Below are 18,604 nucleotides of genomic sequence, written 5' to 3'. Positions count from 1 at the left end.
ATGGGGGCAGAGCGAAACCTGCCCCCTATCACCTTATGCGCCACCAGGAGGCACCGGAGGGTTAGGCGGTTGCACCGCGGGTGGCTTTATGATAACAACTTGCCTTACCCATATGTCCGGGTCTTTTCGCCAATCCATACTCCCGCGATCGTTGTAGAGACGCAGTAAGTCCGTCACTCGCGTTTCCCTCTGTACACGGATGGCGCGACCAGATACCACCCATCGTATGGTACCATCTGGAGCTACTGAGGAAAACGACACGGTGCATGTACCTAGTTGCATGCTGGCAATCGAGACCGCTATTGCGTTGCAGGTGTCGTCTCGCACTTGCCGTCCATCTGCCAGCGTATCCATGTCGCGCTGGACAAGAACGTAGTGGAAGAGAGAACCACTAACGGTTTCCACCGTTGGCTTCTCAGCACCGCCCGACATCTCTGGCAGGTAGGACTGAGCCTCGGCAACTGACATCGCCACGAATACACTGAACAGTAACGCGAAACTGAAAAATCGGTGCCGCATGGTAGACTCCCCCTTGCGTAGTTTGTTGAACACATTGTATCATCGAAAAAAAAGTGCAAGGCCACTATGCGGCAAGAAAAACTTTCTAGCAACAACACTGCTGCATCATGGAGTATAGAGGTCCAATACCCGTATCTCTGACGCGATTATACTGGTTTGGCGTGTGTTCGTCAAGACCCTGAGCAAAAATCTTCCAACCCAGCACCTTATCCATCACCCACACACCAGCCTTCCAACAACTAGCCGTTCCAAGCCCGCTCTATCATGCGGTAACCCACCGGGTCATGCTTCACCAGTTCGTCGCGGGTAAAGGGGTAAAAATCGTTCTTGCCGAAGTAGGCTTCCGACAGCTCGGCGAAGTACTCCTGCACGTTGGTGGTGGCGTATGCTTTTTGTTTGCCACCGCGAACATACTCCACCTGCTCGTACAATCCGCGTCGCACGGCGTGCTGATAGGCAATCAGCACCATCCGGTTCTCATATCCCAGCACCTGATGGTGACAGGCGTGCGCCAGTTCGTGCAACAGCATCCACGGCTGTTCCCCGCGCGACCATCTGACGAAGTTGCGGGCGTTGTTGATTTCCACGCTCCCGGCTTTTTCGGGGTTGTAGCCGTGTTCACGCAGCCACTCAGCGGAGGGATGGTACTCCGCTGCGCCGTGCGGGTTGTTCTCCCATTCCAGCCAGATGCGCACCCGACGCAGTGCCTGCAATGGTTGCGGGGGCACCGCGCGAATAATCTGGCAAATCTGTGCGTCCACCTCTCGCAGAGCCTCCTTTGCCTCCGCCGGGTGCGTCAATACCTCGCGATGCACCAGCACGCGGAAGCCGCCGATATGGCGCACCGCGTACGCGCTGACAGGCTGGTTCAGGTTCCGTGCAGGCGATGGATCGTAGTGCTTCATACCTTTTCCCTCTGTCCCAGGGCGTTTTCCAGCAGGTCAAACATATCCGCCAAAGCGGCGAGCGGCGAGCTGTTACCAGCCAGTGATAACCGCACCCCCTCGCCCGTAAACTGATGCTGGCGATAGACGTGTGTGAGCGCGCGCACCGCCTGCGGGGTCAGGCGCACATGACCGGCAAACCGGATATTCGCCCACTGCCTGTCTGCCTTCACCTCCGCGATGCCAATCCGCGCCGCCTGCAGACGCAATCTCAGCAGCCACAGCGCGTTCTGCACCACCTCCGGCAGTGGACCGAAACGGTCGCGCAGCTCCGCCTCGATCTCGACCACATCTTCCACTTTGCGTACCGCTGCCATCTTCTTGTAGAAGAAGATACGCTGCGACTCATCGGCGATGTAGCTGGCGGGGATGTAGACGTTGACCGGCACGTCCACCGGCGGCAGGTAGAAAGTCTCCTCTGGTTGACCGCGCAGCTCCCGGATGGCTTCCGCCAGCATCTCGGCGTACAGCTCGAAGCCCACCGAGACCATCGCGCCGTGCTGCTCTGCGCCCAGCAGGTTGCCCGCGCCGCGAATCTCCAGATCACGCATCGCCAGTTTCAGCCCGGAACCCAGACCGGCGAACTCGCGCAGGGCGTTCAGGCGTTGCTGGGCGCGCTCGTCCAGTTTGGCGTCGTTGCGGTAGAAGAAGTAGGCATACGCCTGGCGGTCGCTGCGTCCTACTCGACCGCGCAGCTGATAGAGTTGCGCCAGCCCCAGGCGGTGCGCCCGCTCCACGATCAAGGTGTTGGCGTTGGGCACGTCCAGCCCGTTCTCGATAATCGTGGTGCAGACCAGCACGTCGAAATCGTGGTGGTAGAAGCCCAGCATCACCTCTTCCAGCTCGTCATCGGGCATCTGTCCGTGCGCCACACGGATGCGGGCGAAAGGCACCAGCTCCTGCACATGCTGGGCGACGTGATAGATGCTCTGCACGCGGTTATGCACGTAATACACCTGTCCACCCCGCTCCAGCTCGCGCAGGATGGCTTCGCGCACCACGTCGTCATCGTACGGGCGCACGATGGTGCGGATGGGCAGTCGCCCGAACGGGGGGTCGTTGATGACGCTCATCGCCCGCAGTCCACCCAGCGCCATGTGCAGGGTGCGCGGGATGGGCGTAGCGGTCAGGGTCAAAACATCCACCTGGGTGCGCAGGCGTTTGAGATGCTCCTTCTGCGCCACGCCGAAGCGTTGCTCCTCGTCCACTACCAGCAAGCCCAGATTGTGGAACTGCACATCCTTTGAAAGCAGGCGGTGCGTACCAATCACCACATCCACCGCCCCCACGCGCAGCCCTTCTACCACCTCTCTTTGCTCTTTCGGGCTGCGGAAGCGGTTCAGCAGCTCCACCCGGATGGGGTAAGCGGCAAAGCGTTCGCGGAAGGTGTTGTAGTGCTGCGCGGCAAGCACGGTGGTGGGACAGATGACCGCAACCTGCTTGCCCTCCATCACCGCCTTGAACGCCGCGCGGATAGCCACTTCCGTCTTGCCAAAGCCCACATCGCCGCAGATGAGCCGGTCCATCGGCTTGCGGCTGCCTTCCATGTCCCGCTTCACTTCCAGGATGGCGCGCCGCTGGTCAGGGGTCTCCTCATACGGAAACGCCGACTCCATCTCCTGCTGCCACGGGGTGTCGGGGCTGTAGGGCGGGCGTTCGGCAGCCTCTCGCGCGGCGTACAGGCGGATGAGCTCTTCCGCTATCTTGCGCGCCTTCGCCTTCGCGCGTCGCTTGGTCAGTGCCCACTCCGAACCGCCGAGTCGGTGTATCTCGGGCGGGTTGTCCTCCGAACCGATGTACTTCTGTAAGCGGTCAATCTGGTCGGTCGGCACCAGCAGGATGTCGGGCGGGGCGTACTGGATGAGCAAATAGTCGCGCCGCACGCCCAGCACCTCGCGCTGCGTGATACCGCGGTAGATGCCGATGCCGTGATGGATATGCACCACGTAATCGCCCGGACGCAGGTCTAAGATAGAGGAGAGTGGGATGCCCTCATGCACGCGGCGGCGCAGGATGCGCAAACGGCTCGCGCCAAACAGCTCGGCGTCGGTGAGAACCACCAGCCGCGCCCGCTCCCACAAAAAACCGCTGGATAGGCGGGCATGTACCACCGCCAGCGCGCCCTGCTCGCCATCCGCAGGGATGGCGGTGGGGAACAGGTCGTGTTCTTCCAGAATCTCGGTCACGCGATGCGGCTGCTCAGTGGCGACAATCACCACACACTGGCTCTGAAGCCAGTTACGGATGGTGCCTATCAGCGCGGGCAGCTGCCCCCGATAGCCCGGCAGGGCGCGGGCGTTCAGTTCCTCCTCTTTGCCCTTTGGCAGCAGCTCGCGCGGGGATGGAATGCTGCTGACGGCAAGCCATTGTCGGTTCTGCAGGATGTGCCTCAGCACAGTGGGGAACCCGTCCGGCTGCGGAACCGCCATCGGCGCGGTCTGCCACAGCTTCTCCAGCGGTAGCATCTCGCCACGCTTGACACGGTGCGTCAGCACATCGAGCGCGTCGCGGCTGGACTGGTGGTAGATGGTTTGCGCTTGCAACGGCTCTTCCACCACCAGCAGGCAATCTGGCGGCAGATACTGCAGGGCATCGACGACTGGGTGCAGCAGTGCGATGTAGTGTTCCAGCCTTTCAAAGGCCACGCGATTTTGCAGGCGCAGCAGGTCGTCCTCGATACGCTGGCGCAGGGCATCGGGGGCGCGTTCGTTGCCCTCCTGAATGAGGTCGTGCAGCGTCTCCTCCAGAAGGTGCTGCAATTTCCTCACCGCTCCCTCCACGTCCGCCTCGCCCCAGATGACCTCACGCGCAGGTGTCATCACGCATTCGTTCAGGTGACCGCTTGCACGTTGTGAATCGGGGTCGAAGGGTTGCAGGCGGTCTATCTCGTCGCCAAAAAACTCCAGTCGCACTGGCTCGTCGGCGTGAACGGGAAAGATGTCCAGAATGCCCCCGCGTCGGCTGAACTGCCCGCGCTGCGCCACCATCTCTTCGCGCTCGTAGCCCAGCACCACCAGTTGTCGCATCAGCCAATCCATGTCGACGGTGTCGCTTTTGCGCAGGGTGAAAGCCGCTTCGCGCAGGGCGCCAGGAGGCAAGGTGGGTTCCAGCAGGCTCTGCGCGGTGGCAATCAGCACTCGCGCCTGCCCCGTCGCCACCTTCCACAGCGACTCGATACGGCTGCCAATCAGGTGCAGGTCGGGCGGGGTATCCTCGAACAGCTCGCCCAGCATGGAAGGCAACACCACCACCTGCTCTTCGGGCACACCCATCGCTGCAAGGTCTGAAGCCAGCGTCTGCGCCCGCTGCTCATCGGCAACCAGCACACACGTCAGCCCCTGTGCTTCATCCAAACGGAAGGCAACCAGCAGCGGAAGCAGGTTGCCCGAAACATCGGTGAACTCGGTGCGAAGCGATTGCGGCGAGAGCAGATGAACGAAGACACGCACGCCGGGTAGCGCGCGGATGGATAATCGCACCTCTTGCAGGCGTGCAACGTCCATAAGTACCGCATCGATTATACCTCATTCAAAGATGTCGTGACGGGCACACGGTGCTTGTGCTATACTCTTGGTGGAGGTGGTGAAGATGGCACTGCCGCAGGTATTGGAGCAGCAGCGGAAAACGAAGCGGTTGCAGTGGGAGGATTACGTGCAGATGCCTCCCAAAGGCGAACACGCCGAGATTGTGGACGGAGAGGTGATACCTTTGCCTGGAGCGACGCCTGTTCATCAGCAGATAGTGGCCAGGTTGTGCTGGCTGCTGAACGCCGAAGCGACGGTGCGCGAACGGGGAGCCGTGATGACTGCACCGGTGGATGTGGTGGTCAGCAAGGAACCCCTCCGTGTCAGGCAGCCCGATGTGTTGTACATTCTCTACGAGAAGATTGGGGAACGAGACGCTTTGCGAACGCTCTCCCGCGTTGAGGCTGCACCAGACCTGGTGATAGAGGTGCTTTCGCCCAACGACACGGTCGAGCAGTTAAACGCGAAGTTACGGGATTACCACACTTTGGGAGTGCCGGAGGTGTGGCTGGTGGATTTGACACCCAACCACGTCTTTGTGCTCACGCGTGAAGAGGAGGAGTGGCACTGGCACCAGCCTGCGTCGGGCGAGGAGACAATCCCCTCTCAGCAGCTGCCGCAGCTGCAAATCACTGCCAGAGCCGTGTTTGAGGGATAGGGGCTACAGCCGAACCACCATCTCGCGAGCATCGCCTACTGGCAGCAGAACGAGTCCTTCGCGCTCCCTGACTGCCTGCGCACTCTCCACTGCTTGCACTGCAAGGATATTGCGCAGCAACACCTGCCAGCGACGGGTGTCGCCCTCGGCGCGGAAAGTTACCTGATTGCCCGTGCGTGTGGTGTGCAGCACAAGGGCTGTCTTTCCCGTCACGGTCGGCACGACGGTCTGCACCTCCGCACCATCATCCAGCTCAAACACATGGAAAGTAACGCCGTCCGCGTAGTCGTAATCGGGGCGATTGTCTATCGAACCTGCGGGCAGCACGGAGTTCGGTCGCACCATGAGCGGCAGGCTGAAGAAGTCGTGTTGCTCACGCACCCAGCGTCCGCCTTCCAGTACCTGCCCGCTGAGCAGATTCGTCCAGCGTCCAGAGGGCAGGTAGTAATCCACCCACCCGTCGGGCGAGAAGACGGGCGCAACCAGCAAACTCGGGCCCAGCATATACTGCCTGTCCAGCGTGTCACAGCCGGGGTCGTCCGGGAACTCCACAAACATCGCACGCATCACAGGAATGCCCATCTCATGCGCCTCGCGAGCGCACTGGAACAGGTAGGGCATCAGACGACACTTCAGCCGCGTAAAGAAGCGCAACACGTCTACGGCTTCTTCGTCGAACAGCCAGGGCACGCGGTAGGAGCTGCTGCCGTGCAGTCGACTGTGGGAGGAGAGCAACCCGAAGGCGCACCAGCGTTTGTACAGGTCGGCGGGAGCGGTGTCCACGAAGCCACCGATATCGTGACTCCAAAAGCCAAACCCGCACAGGCTCAACGAAAGCCCGCCGCGCAAGCTCTCCGCCATCGACTCGTAGGTGGCGGTGCAGTCGCCGCCCCAGTGCACGGGAAACTTCTGACCGCCTGCCGTTGCTGACCGTGCGAAGAGCACCGCCTCGCCTTCGCCCCGCACCTCCGTGAGCAGTTCGTATACCGTTTTGTTATACAGGTAGGAGTAAAAATTGTGCATTCGCACGGGGTCGGAGCCGTCGTGGTACACCACGTCGGTGGGGATGCGCTCACCGAAGTCGGTTTTGAAGCAATCCACGCCCATGTCCAGCAATCTGCGCAGTTTGTCTTTGAACCACTCGCGCGCCCCAGGGTTGGTGAAGTCCACAATGCCCATGCCCGCCTGCCAGAGGTCGGTCTGCCACACGCTGCCGTCAGGGCGTTTGAGCAGGTATCCGCGCTCCATGCCCTCCTCGAACAGGTGCGACCGCTGAGCGATGTACGGGTTCATCCACACGCAGATGTGCAAACCGCGCTCCTTCAGGCGGCTTAGCATCCCCGCGGGGTCGGGGAAGACACGCCTGTCCCACACGAAGTCGCACCAGTGGAACTCACGCATCCAGAAGCAGTCAAAATGAAACACGCTCAGCGGAATCTCGCGTTCCGCCATCCCCTGAATGAACGAAGTGACCGTCTGCTCATCGTAATCAGTGGTGAAGGAGGTGCTGAGCCACAGCCCGAACGACCACGCAGGCGGGAGGGCGGGACGCCCTGTCAAAGCGGTATACCGTGAGATAACGTCCTTCGGTGACGGTCCGTAGATGAGGTAATACTCCAGATACTCGCCCGGCACGCTGAACTGCACGCGCTCCACGTTTTCGGAAGCAATCTCGAAGGAGACTTTCTCCGGATGCGCGACGAACACCCCGTAACCGCGATTGGTGAGATAGAAAGGGATGTTTTTGTAGGCAATCTCGGTGGCGGTGCCGCCGTCCTCATTCCACATCTCCACGACCTGCCCGTTCTTCACAAACGGCGTGAACCGCTCTCCCAATCCGTAGACGCATTCACCCACACCCAGCCCGAGTTGCGCCACCATGAACCGTCCTTCGGGAGTGTCCATGTAAGCGATGCTTTTTGCGCCAGAGGTAGTAATCCGCTTTTCACCGTCGCAAAACGCTAACAGCCACTCGCCCTCGGTATGCACACGCGCGGTCAGCCGTCCGGTAGTCAGAGCAACGTATCCCGCGCCTTCCTCTATCTGCACCGCAGGAGGCGGCAACGCTTGCAGTTCAAAGTGCGGTGGGCGCACCAGCGTGCCTCTGTGATGCCAGATTTGCACGCGTATCACGTTCTCGAATGGCGAGGAGACCTTTACCGTCAGCAGCGGTGTGTCCAGCGTCGCCACCCGAGTGGTTACCCACTTATCGGGCGCGTACAGAGTCAGTGACCTGTCGTCGTGTTCGAAGTCATGGACATGCACGGCGTAGTGGGGCGTTACGCCCTCGCGCATGAGCCAGACGCCTTTGGAAAACTTCATGGCAGCACCTCCCGCCCAAAGATTACGCCTTTCAGGCGGGCAATCCTGCGGGGGAGCGTGCCTCTACGAGTGAAAGTCACTTCCGTTCCTCAGGGTAGCGCAGCTCTGGAACATCAGCATCTGCCTCACTTGCAGCCACAGCGACGACTCTACAGGAGCCAAACCCTCCAGATGGCGTCTGGGAAATCCGCAGAACACCGGCGTTGTTCGCTTGGCTTTTCAGTGCAGAACGGTTATAATTCGATATGCTAAACAATCTCTTGCGTTCAGGAGGAACATCGATGTCCTTTCCGTTGCCGACCGAAAGCGATGTGCAGTTTTATCGGGAAAACGGCTACTGGATTGCCCCCAAAATCCTCTCCGACGATGAGCTGGAGCTTTTGCGCGAGCATCATGCGAAGGTCATCGCAGGTGAATACCACACCCAACGTCCCCCGTGGAGCCGCAACATCGAGCCGGGGCAGCCACTGGATCGAATCGTCAAGATCGACAACAGCTACTGGAGCGATTCGGTCATCGCCAAAGTGGTGCTGCATCCCGTGATCGGCGAGATGGCGGCACGGTTGACGGGCGCGAAGGGCATTCGCCTCTGGCACGACCAGTTGCTCTATAAGCCACCAGATACCGGCGCGCGCGGCAACGTCGGCTGGCATCAGGATTACGGTTACTGGCAGTGCGCGGAGCCTGCCGAACTGCTTACCGCCTGGCTTGCGCTGGACGACGTGACCGAAGAGAACGGCTGTATGCAGGTGGTACCTGGCAGCCACAAATGGGGGCTCATTCCCGAAGGCAACTTTTTCGAGCAAGACCTCGAGAAGTTGCAGCAACGCATCGAGCAAGTCACGGGTCAGCCGTGGCGCACGGTGAAGTGCGAGATGCCTGCGGGCGCGTTGAGCTTTCATCATTGTCTGACCATCCACGGTAGCGGCCCCAATCTGAGTCAACGTCCACGCCGCTCATGGGCAATCCACCTGCTGCCTGACGGTACGCGCTACCGTGCCGGCACCCCCAGCGATAAGCACATGAACGTGTATCTGCTGGGTGGCAAGCATGGTGACCCGTTTACCGGTCCGTATTTCCCACTGCTCTATCGTGAAGGGGAACGCGGCAACATCTGGGAATCTGTCGCGTAAAAAAGACCTCCCGCTCTGCGGGAGGTCCTCCAGGGCTAAGGAGTGGCTGTTTTCAGTCGACGACCTGGGGTTCGCGCACGGGTAACTCCTCCTTCCGATAGACACCCCTTCGGAATATCGTACGCGCGATCCAGTTACCCAGGTCATCGAACACCGTGTAGACACAGGGGATGACCACCAGTGTCAACAGCGTGGACAACAGCAATCCCCCGATGACGGCGATTCCGAGCGGCGCCCGGAACTCGGAGCCGCGCCCGATTGCCAGCGCAACGGGCAACATTCCGAACACCATGGCGAAGGTCGTCATCAGGATGGGGCGCAATCGGGTGGGACCGGCTTCCAGTAACGCCTGCAATCGCGGCAATCCGCGGCTGCGCAAGGTGTTGGTGTAGTCCACCAGCAGGATGGCGTTCTTGGTTACCAGTCCCATCAGCATGATGATGCCTATCATAGACACGATGTTGAGCGAGTTGCCGGTGATAATCAACGCCAGCAGCGCGCCGATCATCGCCTGCGGCAGACTCAGCATGATGGTCAAAGGCATCAGTAATGACTCGAACAGCGCTGCCATCAACATGTACACCAGCACAACAGCCAGCAGCAGCGCCTGTCCCAGGTAGGCACCCTCTTCCTGCTGGAACTGTATCTCGCCGGACCACTTCAGCTGCACGCCGGGCGGGGGCAGGTTGGCTTTTGCCAGCGCCTCGTCGATGACCAGCTGCATGTTGCCGGGGGCGTAGCCCGGCTTGAGATACGCCGTGAAGGTCACCAGCCTCTGCCGGTTCTTGCGGTCGATTTTGGTGGGACCGGAGGTCATCTCCACCGCCGCCACATCCGACAGGCGCACGGGACGTCCGTTGAAGTAGCCGATGACCAGACTGCTGATAGTGTCGATGTTCTGGCGTTGCTGTTTGACCAGCTGCACGCGGATGTCGTACTCTTTGCCCGCCTCGCGGTACTTGGTGTCGGTATTGCCTTCGATGTAGGTGCGCAGGGCGGAAGCCACCTGCGCCACGCTCATACCAACCGACGCCGCTTTTTCGGGGTCTACACGCACCTGCAGCTCGGGCTTACCCAGCTTCCACGAGATGTCGGGGTCTACGATGCCTTCAATAGACGCCACCACCTCCTTCACCCGCTCGGCGGTGCGCACCAGCAACTCGGTATCCTGTCCCGTCAGTTCGATCTCGATGGGCGCGCCGGCACCACCGCGGAAGCCCGAGAGAGCGTTCACTTTCACTTTTGCACCGGGTATGGTGCCGATTTGCTGGCGGATTTCATCGGCGATTTCGGAACTCGGACGGGTGCGCAGGTAGGGCTGTTCCACCCACGGCAGCCACCCCACCAGTTTGTCGCCGAGCGACTGCTTTTCGACACAGGTTACCTGCAGCTCGCCGTACTGCGCGCCTCGCCCGCCTGTGCCGATGAAGCCCGAGGTGGTGTTGCCAATGCTGGTAAAGACGCTATCCACATCGCGTCGTATGGACGGCGTGCTGAATATCGCCTCCTCGATGCGCGCCAGAACCCGGTCGGTGGCTGCAAGCGAAGTGCCAGCCGGCATTTCCAAGGTAATCTGGATAAGCCCCTGATCCTGGTCGGGGGCAAAGCGGAACGGCAGTAGCGGGCGACCCAAATTGCTACCCAGCAGACCCGACAGGAAAAAGGCAACTGCCATGATGAACGTGCCCCATCCCGCCACAAACAGAGGCTTGCGGTTACTGCGCCATATCAGCGCGAGCAGCCAGAACAGAAACCCGAAAATCGCCGTGAAGCCCGCGAACGAGGCGGCAGGCAGGATAAAGTTCTTGCCCACCAGCGACCCCGCAATCACCAGCAAGATGGCGATTAGCAGGCCGTTGCCAACGCCGATGACCAGCCACCGGCGGCGCAGTGCTCGCTCCAGAATGCCGCGATAGATGCTGTCCAGTGCATGGTAAAAGCGGTCGAACGCCGCGAATACTCCGCGCTTTGCTTCCACTTGCTCACCTGCGCGGAACCAGCGCGACGCCAGCATCGGCGTCAGCGTGAACGACACCAGCAGCGAGAAGAGGGTGGCAGTGGCAACAGTGATACCGAATGCCCGGAAAAACTGCCCCACGATGCCCCCCATGAACGCGATGGGCACGAACACCACCACATCCACCAGCGTGATGGTAATCGCCGCCAGACCGATTTCGGAACGCCCGTTCAACGCGGCTTCCGCCGGCTCCTCGCCCCGGGTGAGATGACGGAAAATGTTCTCCAGCACCACGATGGAGTCGTCCACCAGAATGCCCACCGCCAGCGATAGCGCCAGCATGGTCATGGTGTTCAGGGTAAATCCGAAGCCGTACATCACCAGGAAGGTACTGACGATAGAGGTCGGGATCGCCAGCGACACGATGAACGTGCCGCGGATGTTGTGCAGGAAAAGGTAGACAATGGACACTGCCAGGAATATCGCCAGGAACAGTGCCACGCGCAGGTCGGTCAGGCTCTCCAGCACGAACTTGGACTGGTCCTGCGTGAGCACGAATTCGATGTCTCGGGGCAGTTCCCGCTTGAGCAGCTCGATTTCCTTCTTGACCCCTTCGCACACCTCGACGGTGTTGGCGTCCGCCGCTTTGGTGATGATGATGGCAACGGTATTGCGCTGGTTCACACGCGCGTCTTCCGTCCGCTCTGCTACATCGTCCTTGATCTGCGCCACATCGGAAAGATGTATCACGTTGGGAGCGCCCATCGGGTTCATGCGGTTCGTAACGGGAATACGCACGTTGCGTATCTGGTCCAGGTTTTCGAACTCGCCCACCACGCGGATGGCATATTCCCGCCGCTGTTCCTCGATGCGACCGCCAGGCACATTGAGGTTCGCCGCCTGCAGCGCCTGCACCACCTGCATAATATTCAGCCCGTATGCGTCCAGGCGACCCTGGTCCACCTCCACGCGGATTTCGCGCCTGTCCCCGCCCAGCACGGTGACGGACGCAACGCCCGGCACTCGCGCCAATCGGTTGCTGACGATTTCCTCTGCAATGTAGCGCAGCTGTTTGCTGGGACGTTCGCTGGACATGCCGTAATAGAGCACCGGGAAGGCGTTGATGTCCAGTTTGGATATGGACGGCGACAGCGCATCGCGCGGCAAGGAGGCGCGGATGGCATCTACCTTCTCCCGCACATCGGCAGTTGCCTGACTCGAATCGACGCCCAGGTTGAACTCAATAGCGACCAGCGAGATGCCTTCTTGAGAGACCGATGTGACGTTCTTGACACCGTTGATGCCGTTGACCGCATCCTCAATCGGTTTGGAGATGAGCGTTTCCACCTCGCGCGGACCCGCACCCGGATATACCGTCACTATGGTGACAAACGGGAAGTTCACATTCGGGTTCAGCTCCACGCGCATTTTGCTCGCCGCCGTCCAGCCGAGCACCGCCAGCGCGGAGAAGACCATCAGGATGAAAACCGGACGCCGTATGGCGATACTGGTTAGCCACATACTCGCTATTCCTCCTGCCAGGGTCTATGAGCCGCCCGACGTGGCGGCTTCCGCTGTTTGCAACTGCTCCACACGCACCTTATCGCCGTCACGCAGGTTTTCCTGTCCCTGCACGACCACCTGCGCCCCGACGGGAACGCCGCGCACCTCGGCGTTCGCACCGTTGATATAGCCAGTCTGCACCACCACCCGTCGCGCAACGCCCTCCTTCACCACATACACCACCCGCTTGCCGTCCTGAGTGAGCAGTGCATCCTTCGGAATCAACACAACGTTGCGGTGCACATCCACCAGTATCTCGCCTCGCGCAAACATTTGCGGCTTGAGCAAACCGTCCTCGTTACGCATATCCACGCGCACGATGAAGTCGCGTGAGCCTTCCGAACCCACCGGGTAGATCCGGCTTACCACGCCGCGAAACGTCTTACCCGGATAGGCGTCCACCGTGACGTTTACCGGCTGTCCCACGCGAACGTGGCGCACCTCCGTCTCGGAAACGCGCGCTTCGAAGAAGATAGCGTTCAGGTTGACTATCCGCAGGAGGGGCGTTCCCGCTCCCGCCATCTGCCCAGGTTGCGCCGCACGCATCGCCACAATGCCGTTGATCGGAGAGCGAATAAACGCGCTTTCGTACTGCTGGCGAGCGTAGAACAGACCTGCCTCTGCCTGTGCCACCAGTGCTTTTGCCGCGTTGACTTCATCCTGGCGCACGCGCAGCTGCAGGTCACCGGTTCGAGCCAGACGCACTGCCTCTTCCGCCTGTTTGACCAGTGCCCGCTGCGCGTCGATCTCCTCCTGGCGCGGACCTTCCTGCACCAGGCTCAGCTGCTCCTGCGCCGTGCGATACTGCGCCAGAGCGATGTCGTAGGCGGTTTGTGCGGCATCCAGCTGTTGCCTGGAAACGGCATCTTGCTGGTACAAACGGCGCACCCGTTCCAGATTCGCCTGGGCGTTTTCCAGATTCGCCTTCGCCGAGGCGACCTGTTGTTCTACCTGTTGACGTTCCTGTCGGCGTGCTCCTGTCTCCAGTGCCCGCAGGCGAGCCTTCGCCGCTTCCAGCGCTGCTTCCGCCTGACGCAGGCTGGTCTCGTTCTGGGTGGGCTGCAGCTCCAGAGCGGTCTGTGCCTGCTGTAAGCGCGCCCGCGCCGATTTCAGCGCTGCTTCCGCCTGGCGTAACTGCGCCTCGAGGTCCTTGGTGTCCTGTTGTACCACAACCTGTCCGGCTCGCACCGAATCGCCCTCCCGCACGAAGACACTGGCAATCTTGCCCGGTATCTTCGCCGAGAGCATCACGTCATCGAGGGTCTGCAGCGAGCCTGTTACCGAGATGGTGAACGGAATGTCGCCAGTTCGGGCACTCACGACCGCCACAGCGGTTGCCGGCGCGGCTGCCTCCTGCGCGGTAGACACAGCTGCACGCCGGGCACATCCGCCCAGCAGAATAGTCAGTCCCAGCAAGGTGAACCCCGTGATAATTGCCTTCCGGTACACGGCAGTGCTCCTCCTTTGTGAACTCATGTGACGCCTTCTCTCCTTATGGTGTTTGCGCATACCTGCCCATCGCTTTCTCGAGGCGCGCCCATGCCACGCGCAGGTCGTAGCGGGCATTAACGAGGTTCTGTTCAGCCTGCGTGTAGGCGAGCTCCGCATCGCTTAGTTCCAGCTGGTTGGAAACGCCCGCCTCGTATCGCAATCGCGCCACGCGCAGGCTTTCGGTAGCCGCCTGTAACCCTTTTTCTGCCGCCGCTACCTTCTCCCGCGCCTCCTGCAGACTCAGGTAGGCGTTGCGCACCTCCAGCGCGATACCCTCACGCACGTTCTCAACGGTGATTTTGGCTTTGTCCACATCGGCGCGGGCTTGTTCGACGCGCCCCTGCGTCTGACCGCTATCCCAAATCTTGAACTGCACGGCGGTAATGGTGGTAAAGCTGGACTCGCGAGGCTGGAAGGTGGAGGTTTTCAGGTTGAAATCCCATTGCCCCCGCACGACGAGGGTGGGCAGCTGGTCGCGCTTCGCTGCGGTAATCTGTTTTTCCGCCAGCGAGATGCCCAGATTCGCCTGAATCATCTCCGGGCGTTTGGCAAGCGCTTCCTGCAGATACTGGTTGAAATCGGCTGGATCGGGCACCTGTTCGTCAACGGGAAGCAGTTCCACAGGCTCGTCTACGCGCCTGCCCAGCACGTTGTTGAAGGCGGACTTCGCCAGCTGCAGGGCGTTTCGCGCCGTAATCACCGCCTGTTGCGCGGCTGCTACAGCAGCATCCGCACGCATCACGTCCAGTTTTGGGCTGACACCGGCGTCTACCGCCGCTTGTGCCAGCTTCCGTCGCACCTGCGCGTTTTGCAAAGCCTCCTCTGCTACCCTGACCAGTTCCTGCGCGCGCAACACATCATAAAAAGCCTGTTTCACCTGCAGTACCACTTCGTTGCGCGTGCGCTGTACATCCAGATTCGCAATGCGGGAAAACAGGGAAGCCGCGTCCGTTGCGGTGCGCACCACTCCGCTGATGTCCACTACCTGACTCAGGCTCACCGTTCCAGTGCCAGAGTCGATGGGCTGTATCTCGATTTCGTTGAAGGTAAAGGTACCCGACACTGGGTCAAACGAGGGGAACTTCGCCTTTGGCACGCGGTCGAGTCGGCGGTAGTTTGCCGATACATCCAGTTGAGGTAGTGCCGCACCTTTCGCTTCACGCACACGGGCGTTGGCTTTACGCTCGTCCTGCAACACACTGCGCAGGCTGCGGCTGTTCTGCAATGCGATGCGGATACTGTCCTGAAGGGTTAGTGCGGATGGTTGCTGCTGCGCCAGCGCGCCTGCCGACAGCACCAGAACCAACCAGACTGCATACAAGCGAAACACTTTCACTCGCCCTCACCTCCTGATTCTCCAAACTGGCTTTCCAGTCGTTCGACCTCTCGCTGGAACATCTCGAGAAACTCACGCACCGATTGCATCTTAAAGGCAATAAAGCCCGCGTACATCGGATGTCTCATAATGACGAGCTTGTCTCCGGGTTCGATACCCAGCTCGCGCCGCGCCTCTGCGGGTATGACAATCTGCCCTCGCTCGCCGACGGTTACCATGCCATACGTGGCTTCCTCCAGACGACAATCCACTCTGCCTGGCATTCGCATCTGCCTCCATGTAATTCATATAAATCATGCAAATCATGTTGAATCCTATTATACCTCTGTTTTTGTATGCCGTCAATACCCTTCGGAACAAACGTTTAACATTTGTTAAACGTTCTTGGCGTCTGCGGCTTGTCCCCAAAGTCCCTCCAGTAAGATGGGCACGCCGTGTCTGAGGAAGTCGTCGCGACGTTGTTGCCACTCCCGTTCTGGCGAATGCCCCCAAGCAAAGAACACGGCAAACGCCAGGCCGAGCAACATCCCGGCGACAGCCTGTGCATCCATGTCAGTGCGAAATACGCCCCGTTGCTGCTGATGCTGCAGATAGCGGGCGAGGTTTGCAGTGTTGTCCTCGAGCATCGCGCGGAAGTATTTGTGGCAGATGGGGTTGCGCATGAACTCGATGATAAACATCCGCGCCATGGAAGCGTTATCATACATCATATCCAGAAATTCCTGCAGCACGCGGTGCAGTACCTGTGCCGGATGGGTCTCATCACCCGCCTCGTCCAGCACCCGCCTCAGCACCGGTGCGAAGCTGCGCGCCTTCAGCATCTCCTCGAAGAGGTGTTCTTTGTTGCGGAAGTAATGGTAGACCAACGCCTCGGTGACGCCGGCAGCCTGGGCGATGTCACGAATCGACGCACCGTCGTAGCCTTTTTCGGCAAACTGGTGCAGTGCGGCGTCAATCAATTGTTGTCGGCGCAGTTGCGCCTGTTCCCTGCGGGACATACACTCTTTCCCAGAGATCGTTTCGTTGAACAAGCGTTCAGCGAAAAAAGGATACCCCGCAGGCTCACCGGGAGTCAAGCTTGGCAGCGCAACGAGCTACTCAGCCACCTTCAGCACGCTGAGGAAAGCCTCCTGCGGTATCTCCACGTTGCCCAGCTGCTTCATGCGCTTCTTGCCTTCCTTCTGTTTCTCCAGCAGCTTGCGCTTGCGCGTCACATCCCCACCGTAACATTTCGCCAGCACGTTCTTGCGGAAGGGCGGGATGCGCTCGGCGGCGATGACCTTGCTGCCGATGGCTGCCTGAATGCGCACTTCGAACTGCTGGCGGGGAACCACCTGCCGCAGCCTCTCCACGAGGGCACGTCCGCGTGCATACGCCCGCTCCCGATGGGTGATGAAGCTGAGTGCATCCACGGGGTCGCCGTTAATCAGGATGTCCAGCTTCACCAAATCGGACGGTCGGTAGCCAATCGGCTCGTAGTCGAACGAGGCATACCCTTTAGAGCGGCTTTTGAGCTGGTCATAGAAGTCCAGCAGGATTTCCGCCAGCGGCAGGTCGTAGGTGAGCAGCACACGGTTGGGCGTGGGGTACTCCATTTTCACGAACTCGCCACGCCGGTCAATCGCCAGCTCCATCATCGGTCCCACGTAGTCGCTGGGCACGAAAATAGTGGCGCGGATGTAAGGCTCTTCCACCGTGGCGATGGTAGTTGCCGGGGGCCAGTGAGCCGGGTTGTCCAGCAGAATCACTTCGCCTTTGGTGGTGGTGATTCGGTATACCACGCTGGGAGCCGTGGCGATGAGCGACAGCCCGAACTCGCGCTCCAGTCGCTCCTGCACGATGTCCATGTGCAGCAACCCCAGAAAGCCACAGCGAAACCCGAAACCGAGTGCAGCCGAGGTCTCCGGTTCGAACACCAGCGCCGCGTCGTTCAACTGCAGTTTCATCAGCGCGTCGCGCAGCTCCGAGAACTCCTCGCCGTCTACCGGATAAAGCCCGCAGAAAACCATGGGTTTGACCGGTTTGTAGCCGGGCAGGGGTTCTGCGGCCGGGCGTTCGGCGTCGGTGATGGTATCGCCCACGCGCGTATCGCCGACGGTTTTAATGCCTGCCGTCAGGTAGCCGACCTCTCCGGTGCGCAGTTCATCGCCCTCCTGCAGGCGCGGCGTGAAGAAGCCCACACTGGTTACCTCGAGCTCGCGCCCGGTAGACATAAAGCGGATACGCATTCCCGGGCGCACCACCCCATCCACCACGCGGATATACACCACCACGCCCAGGTAAGGGTCGAAGTGCGAGTCGAAGATGAGTGCACGCAAGGGAGCACCGGAGTCCCCTTTCGGCGGCGGGATTTTACGCACCACCGCTTCCAGAATCTCTTCCGTGCCGATTCCCTCCTTCGCGCTGGCGAGGATGGCTTCCGAGGCGTCCAGCATGAGGATATTCTCTATCTCTTCCTTGACGCGCTCGGGGTCGGCGGCGGGCAGGTCGATTTTGTTGATGACGGGGATGATTTCGAGATGATTGTTCATCGCCAGGTTGACGTTGGCGATGGTTTGCGCCTCCACGCCTTGCGAGGCATCCACTACCAGCAGCGCACCCTCACACGCCGCGAGGCTGCGAGAGACCTCATAGGTGAAGTCCACATGCCCCGGCGTGTCGATCAGGTTCAGTTCGTACTCCTGCCCATCGCGCGCGCGGTAGGTCAGGCGCACAGCGGTCATCTTAATCGTGATGCCCCGCTCGCGCTCCAGGTCCATCTGGTCCAGCACCTGCTCCTGCATCTGGCGGGGGTCAATCGCACCCGTAAACTCCAGAATGCGGTCGGCGAGGGTGGACTTTCCGTGGTCGATGTGCGCGATGATACAGAAGTTCCGGATATGGTCTTGCGGCGCGTGTTGCATCGATGCCTCCTGCACCGATGCCTATTGTATCCGAGAAAGGGGCGAAAAGTCAATCAGTCGCCCGAGGGTGTTCGAGAAGTGGTAGGGGTCAGGCAATTGCAATGGTCTCGCAGAGTTGGCGACACAAAGCGACATCATCTGTCATTCTGAGCGAAGCGAAGAATCTCTTTTGAGGTGCTGAGATGCTTCGCTTGCGCTCTGTTAGTATAGACGTGGGAAAGAGAACATGATACACTCTTTCCACACACCGCCGA

12 protein-coding genes are annotated in these 18,604 nt (G+C 60.3%); 2 read left to right on the top strand and 10 right to left on the bottom strand.

Annotated features, from left to right (window positions below):
• Positions 1-33: 33 nt before the first annotated feature.
• The 3 genes from K6U75_14500 to mfd form a co-directional block, all read right to left on the bottom strand.
• Complete coding sequence (locus K6U75_14500) at positions 34-519, bottom strand: hypothetical protein (protein ID MCL6476251.1); 486 nt, start codon at positions 517-519, stop codon at positions 34-36.
• Positions 520-758: 239 nt separating this feature from the next.
• Positions 759-1,424, bottom strand: a complete 666-nt coding sequence (locus K6U75_14495; protein MCL6476250.1) for a hypothetical protein — start codon at positions 1,422-1,424, stop codon at positions 759-761.
• Complete coding sequence (gene mfd / locus K6U75_14490) at positions 1,421-4,966, bottom strand: transcription-repair coupling factor (protein MCL6476249.1); 3,546 nt, start codon at positions 4,964-4,966, stop codon at positions 1,421-1,423. The genes K6U75_14495 and mfd overlap by 4 nt, the downstream gene beginning before the upstream one ends.
• An 85-nt stretch (positions 4,967-5,051) precedes the next feature.
• Between mfd and K6U75_14485 the strand changes: the two genes are divergently transcribed.
• Positions 5,052-5,645: a Uma2 family endonuclease gene (locus K6U75_14485; GenBank protein ID MCL6476248.1), complete on the top strand. Its 594-nt coding sequence runs from the start codon at positions 5,052-5,054 to the stop codon at positions 5,643-5,645.
• Positions 5,646-5,648: 3 nt separating this feature from the next.
• Here the strand turns inward: K6U75_14485 and yicI are convergent, their stop codons facing one another.
• Complete coding sequence (gene yicI / locus K6U75_14480; protein ID MCL6476247.1) at positions 5,649-7,967, bottom strand: alpha-xylosidase; 2,319 nt, start codon at positions 7,965-7,967, stop codon at positions 5,649-5,651.
• A gap of 281 nt (positions 7,968-8,248) precedes the next feature.
• Here yicI and K6U75_14475 point away from each other — a divergent pair, with 281 nt between their 5' ends.
• Positions 8,249-9,100, top strand: a complete 852-nt coding sequence (locus tag K6U75_14475; GenBank protein MCL6476246.1) for a phytanoyl-CoA dioxygenase family protein — start codon at positions 8,249-8,251, stop codon at positions 9,098-9,100.
• A 52-nt stretch (positions 9,101-9,152) separates the two neighbouring features.
• Here the strand turns inward: K6U75_14475 and K6U75_14470 are convergent, their stop codons facing one another.
• The 6 genes from K6U75_14470 to lepA all read right to left on the bottom strand — a co-directional run bounded on the left by K6U75_14470 (position 9,153) and on the right by lepA (position 18,350).
• A complete protein-coding gene (locus K6U75_14470) occupies positions 9,153-12,578 on the bottom strand; it encodes an efflux RND transporter permease subunit (protein MCL6476245.1) in 3,426 nt (1,141 codons plus the stop codon).
• 24 nt (positions 12,579-12,602) lie between these two features.
• Positions 12,603-14,069 (bottom strand): efflux RND transporter periplasmic adaptor subunit, encoded by a 1,467-nt coding sequence (locus K6U75_14465; protein ID MCL6476244.1) that lies wholly within the window; start codon positions 14,067-14,069, stop codon positions 12,603-12,605.
• A 43-nt stretch (positions 14,070-14,112) separates the two neighbouring features.
• Positions 14,113-15,447 carry a TolC family protein gene (locus tag K6U75_14460; protein MCL6476243.1) on the bottom strand — a complete coding sequence of 445 codons (1,335 nt, stop codon included), beginning with the start codon at positions 15,445-15,447 and terminating at the stop codon, positions 14,113-14,115.
• Positions 15,444-15,716 (bottom strand): AbrB/MazE/SpoVT family DNA-binding domain-containing protein, encoded by a 273-nt coding sequence (locus K6U75_14455; protein MCL6476242.1) that lies wholly within the window; start codon positions 15,714-15,716, stop codon positions 15,444-15,446. Before K6U75_14455 ends, K6U75_14460 begins: the two co-directional genes overlap by 4 nt.
• Before the next feature lie 105 nt (positions 15,717-15,821).
• Complete coding sequence (locus tag K6U75_14450) at positions 15,822-16,445, bottom strand: TetR/AcrR family transcriptional regulator (protein MCL6476241.1); 624 nt, start codon at positions 16,443-16,445, stop codon at positions 15,822-15,824.
• 96 nt (positions 16,446-16,541) lie between these two features.
• Entirely contained in the window at positions 16,542-18,350 is a 1,809-nt protein-coding gene (gene lepA / locus K6U75_14445) for a translation elongation factor 4 (GenBank protein MCL6476240.1), read from the bottom strand.
• Positions 18,351-18,604 lie beyond the last annotated feature (254 nt).

The sequence above is a fragment of the Bacillota bacterium genome (genome assembly GCA_023511455.1).
Taxonomy (GTDB): domain Bacteria; phylum Armatimonadota; class HRBIN16; order HRBIN16; family HRBIN16; genus HRBIN16.
The sequence above is the reverse complement of the archived record's forward strand: the minus strand, read 5'-3'. Positions and strand labels throughout refer to the sequence as shown.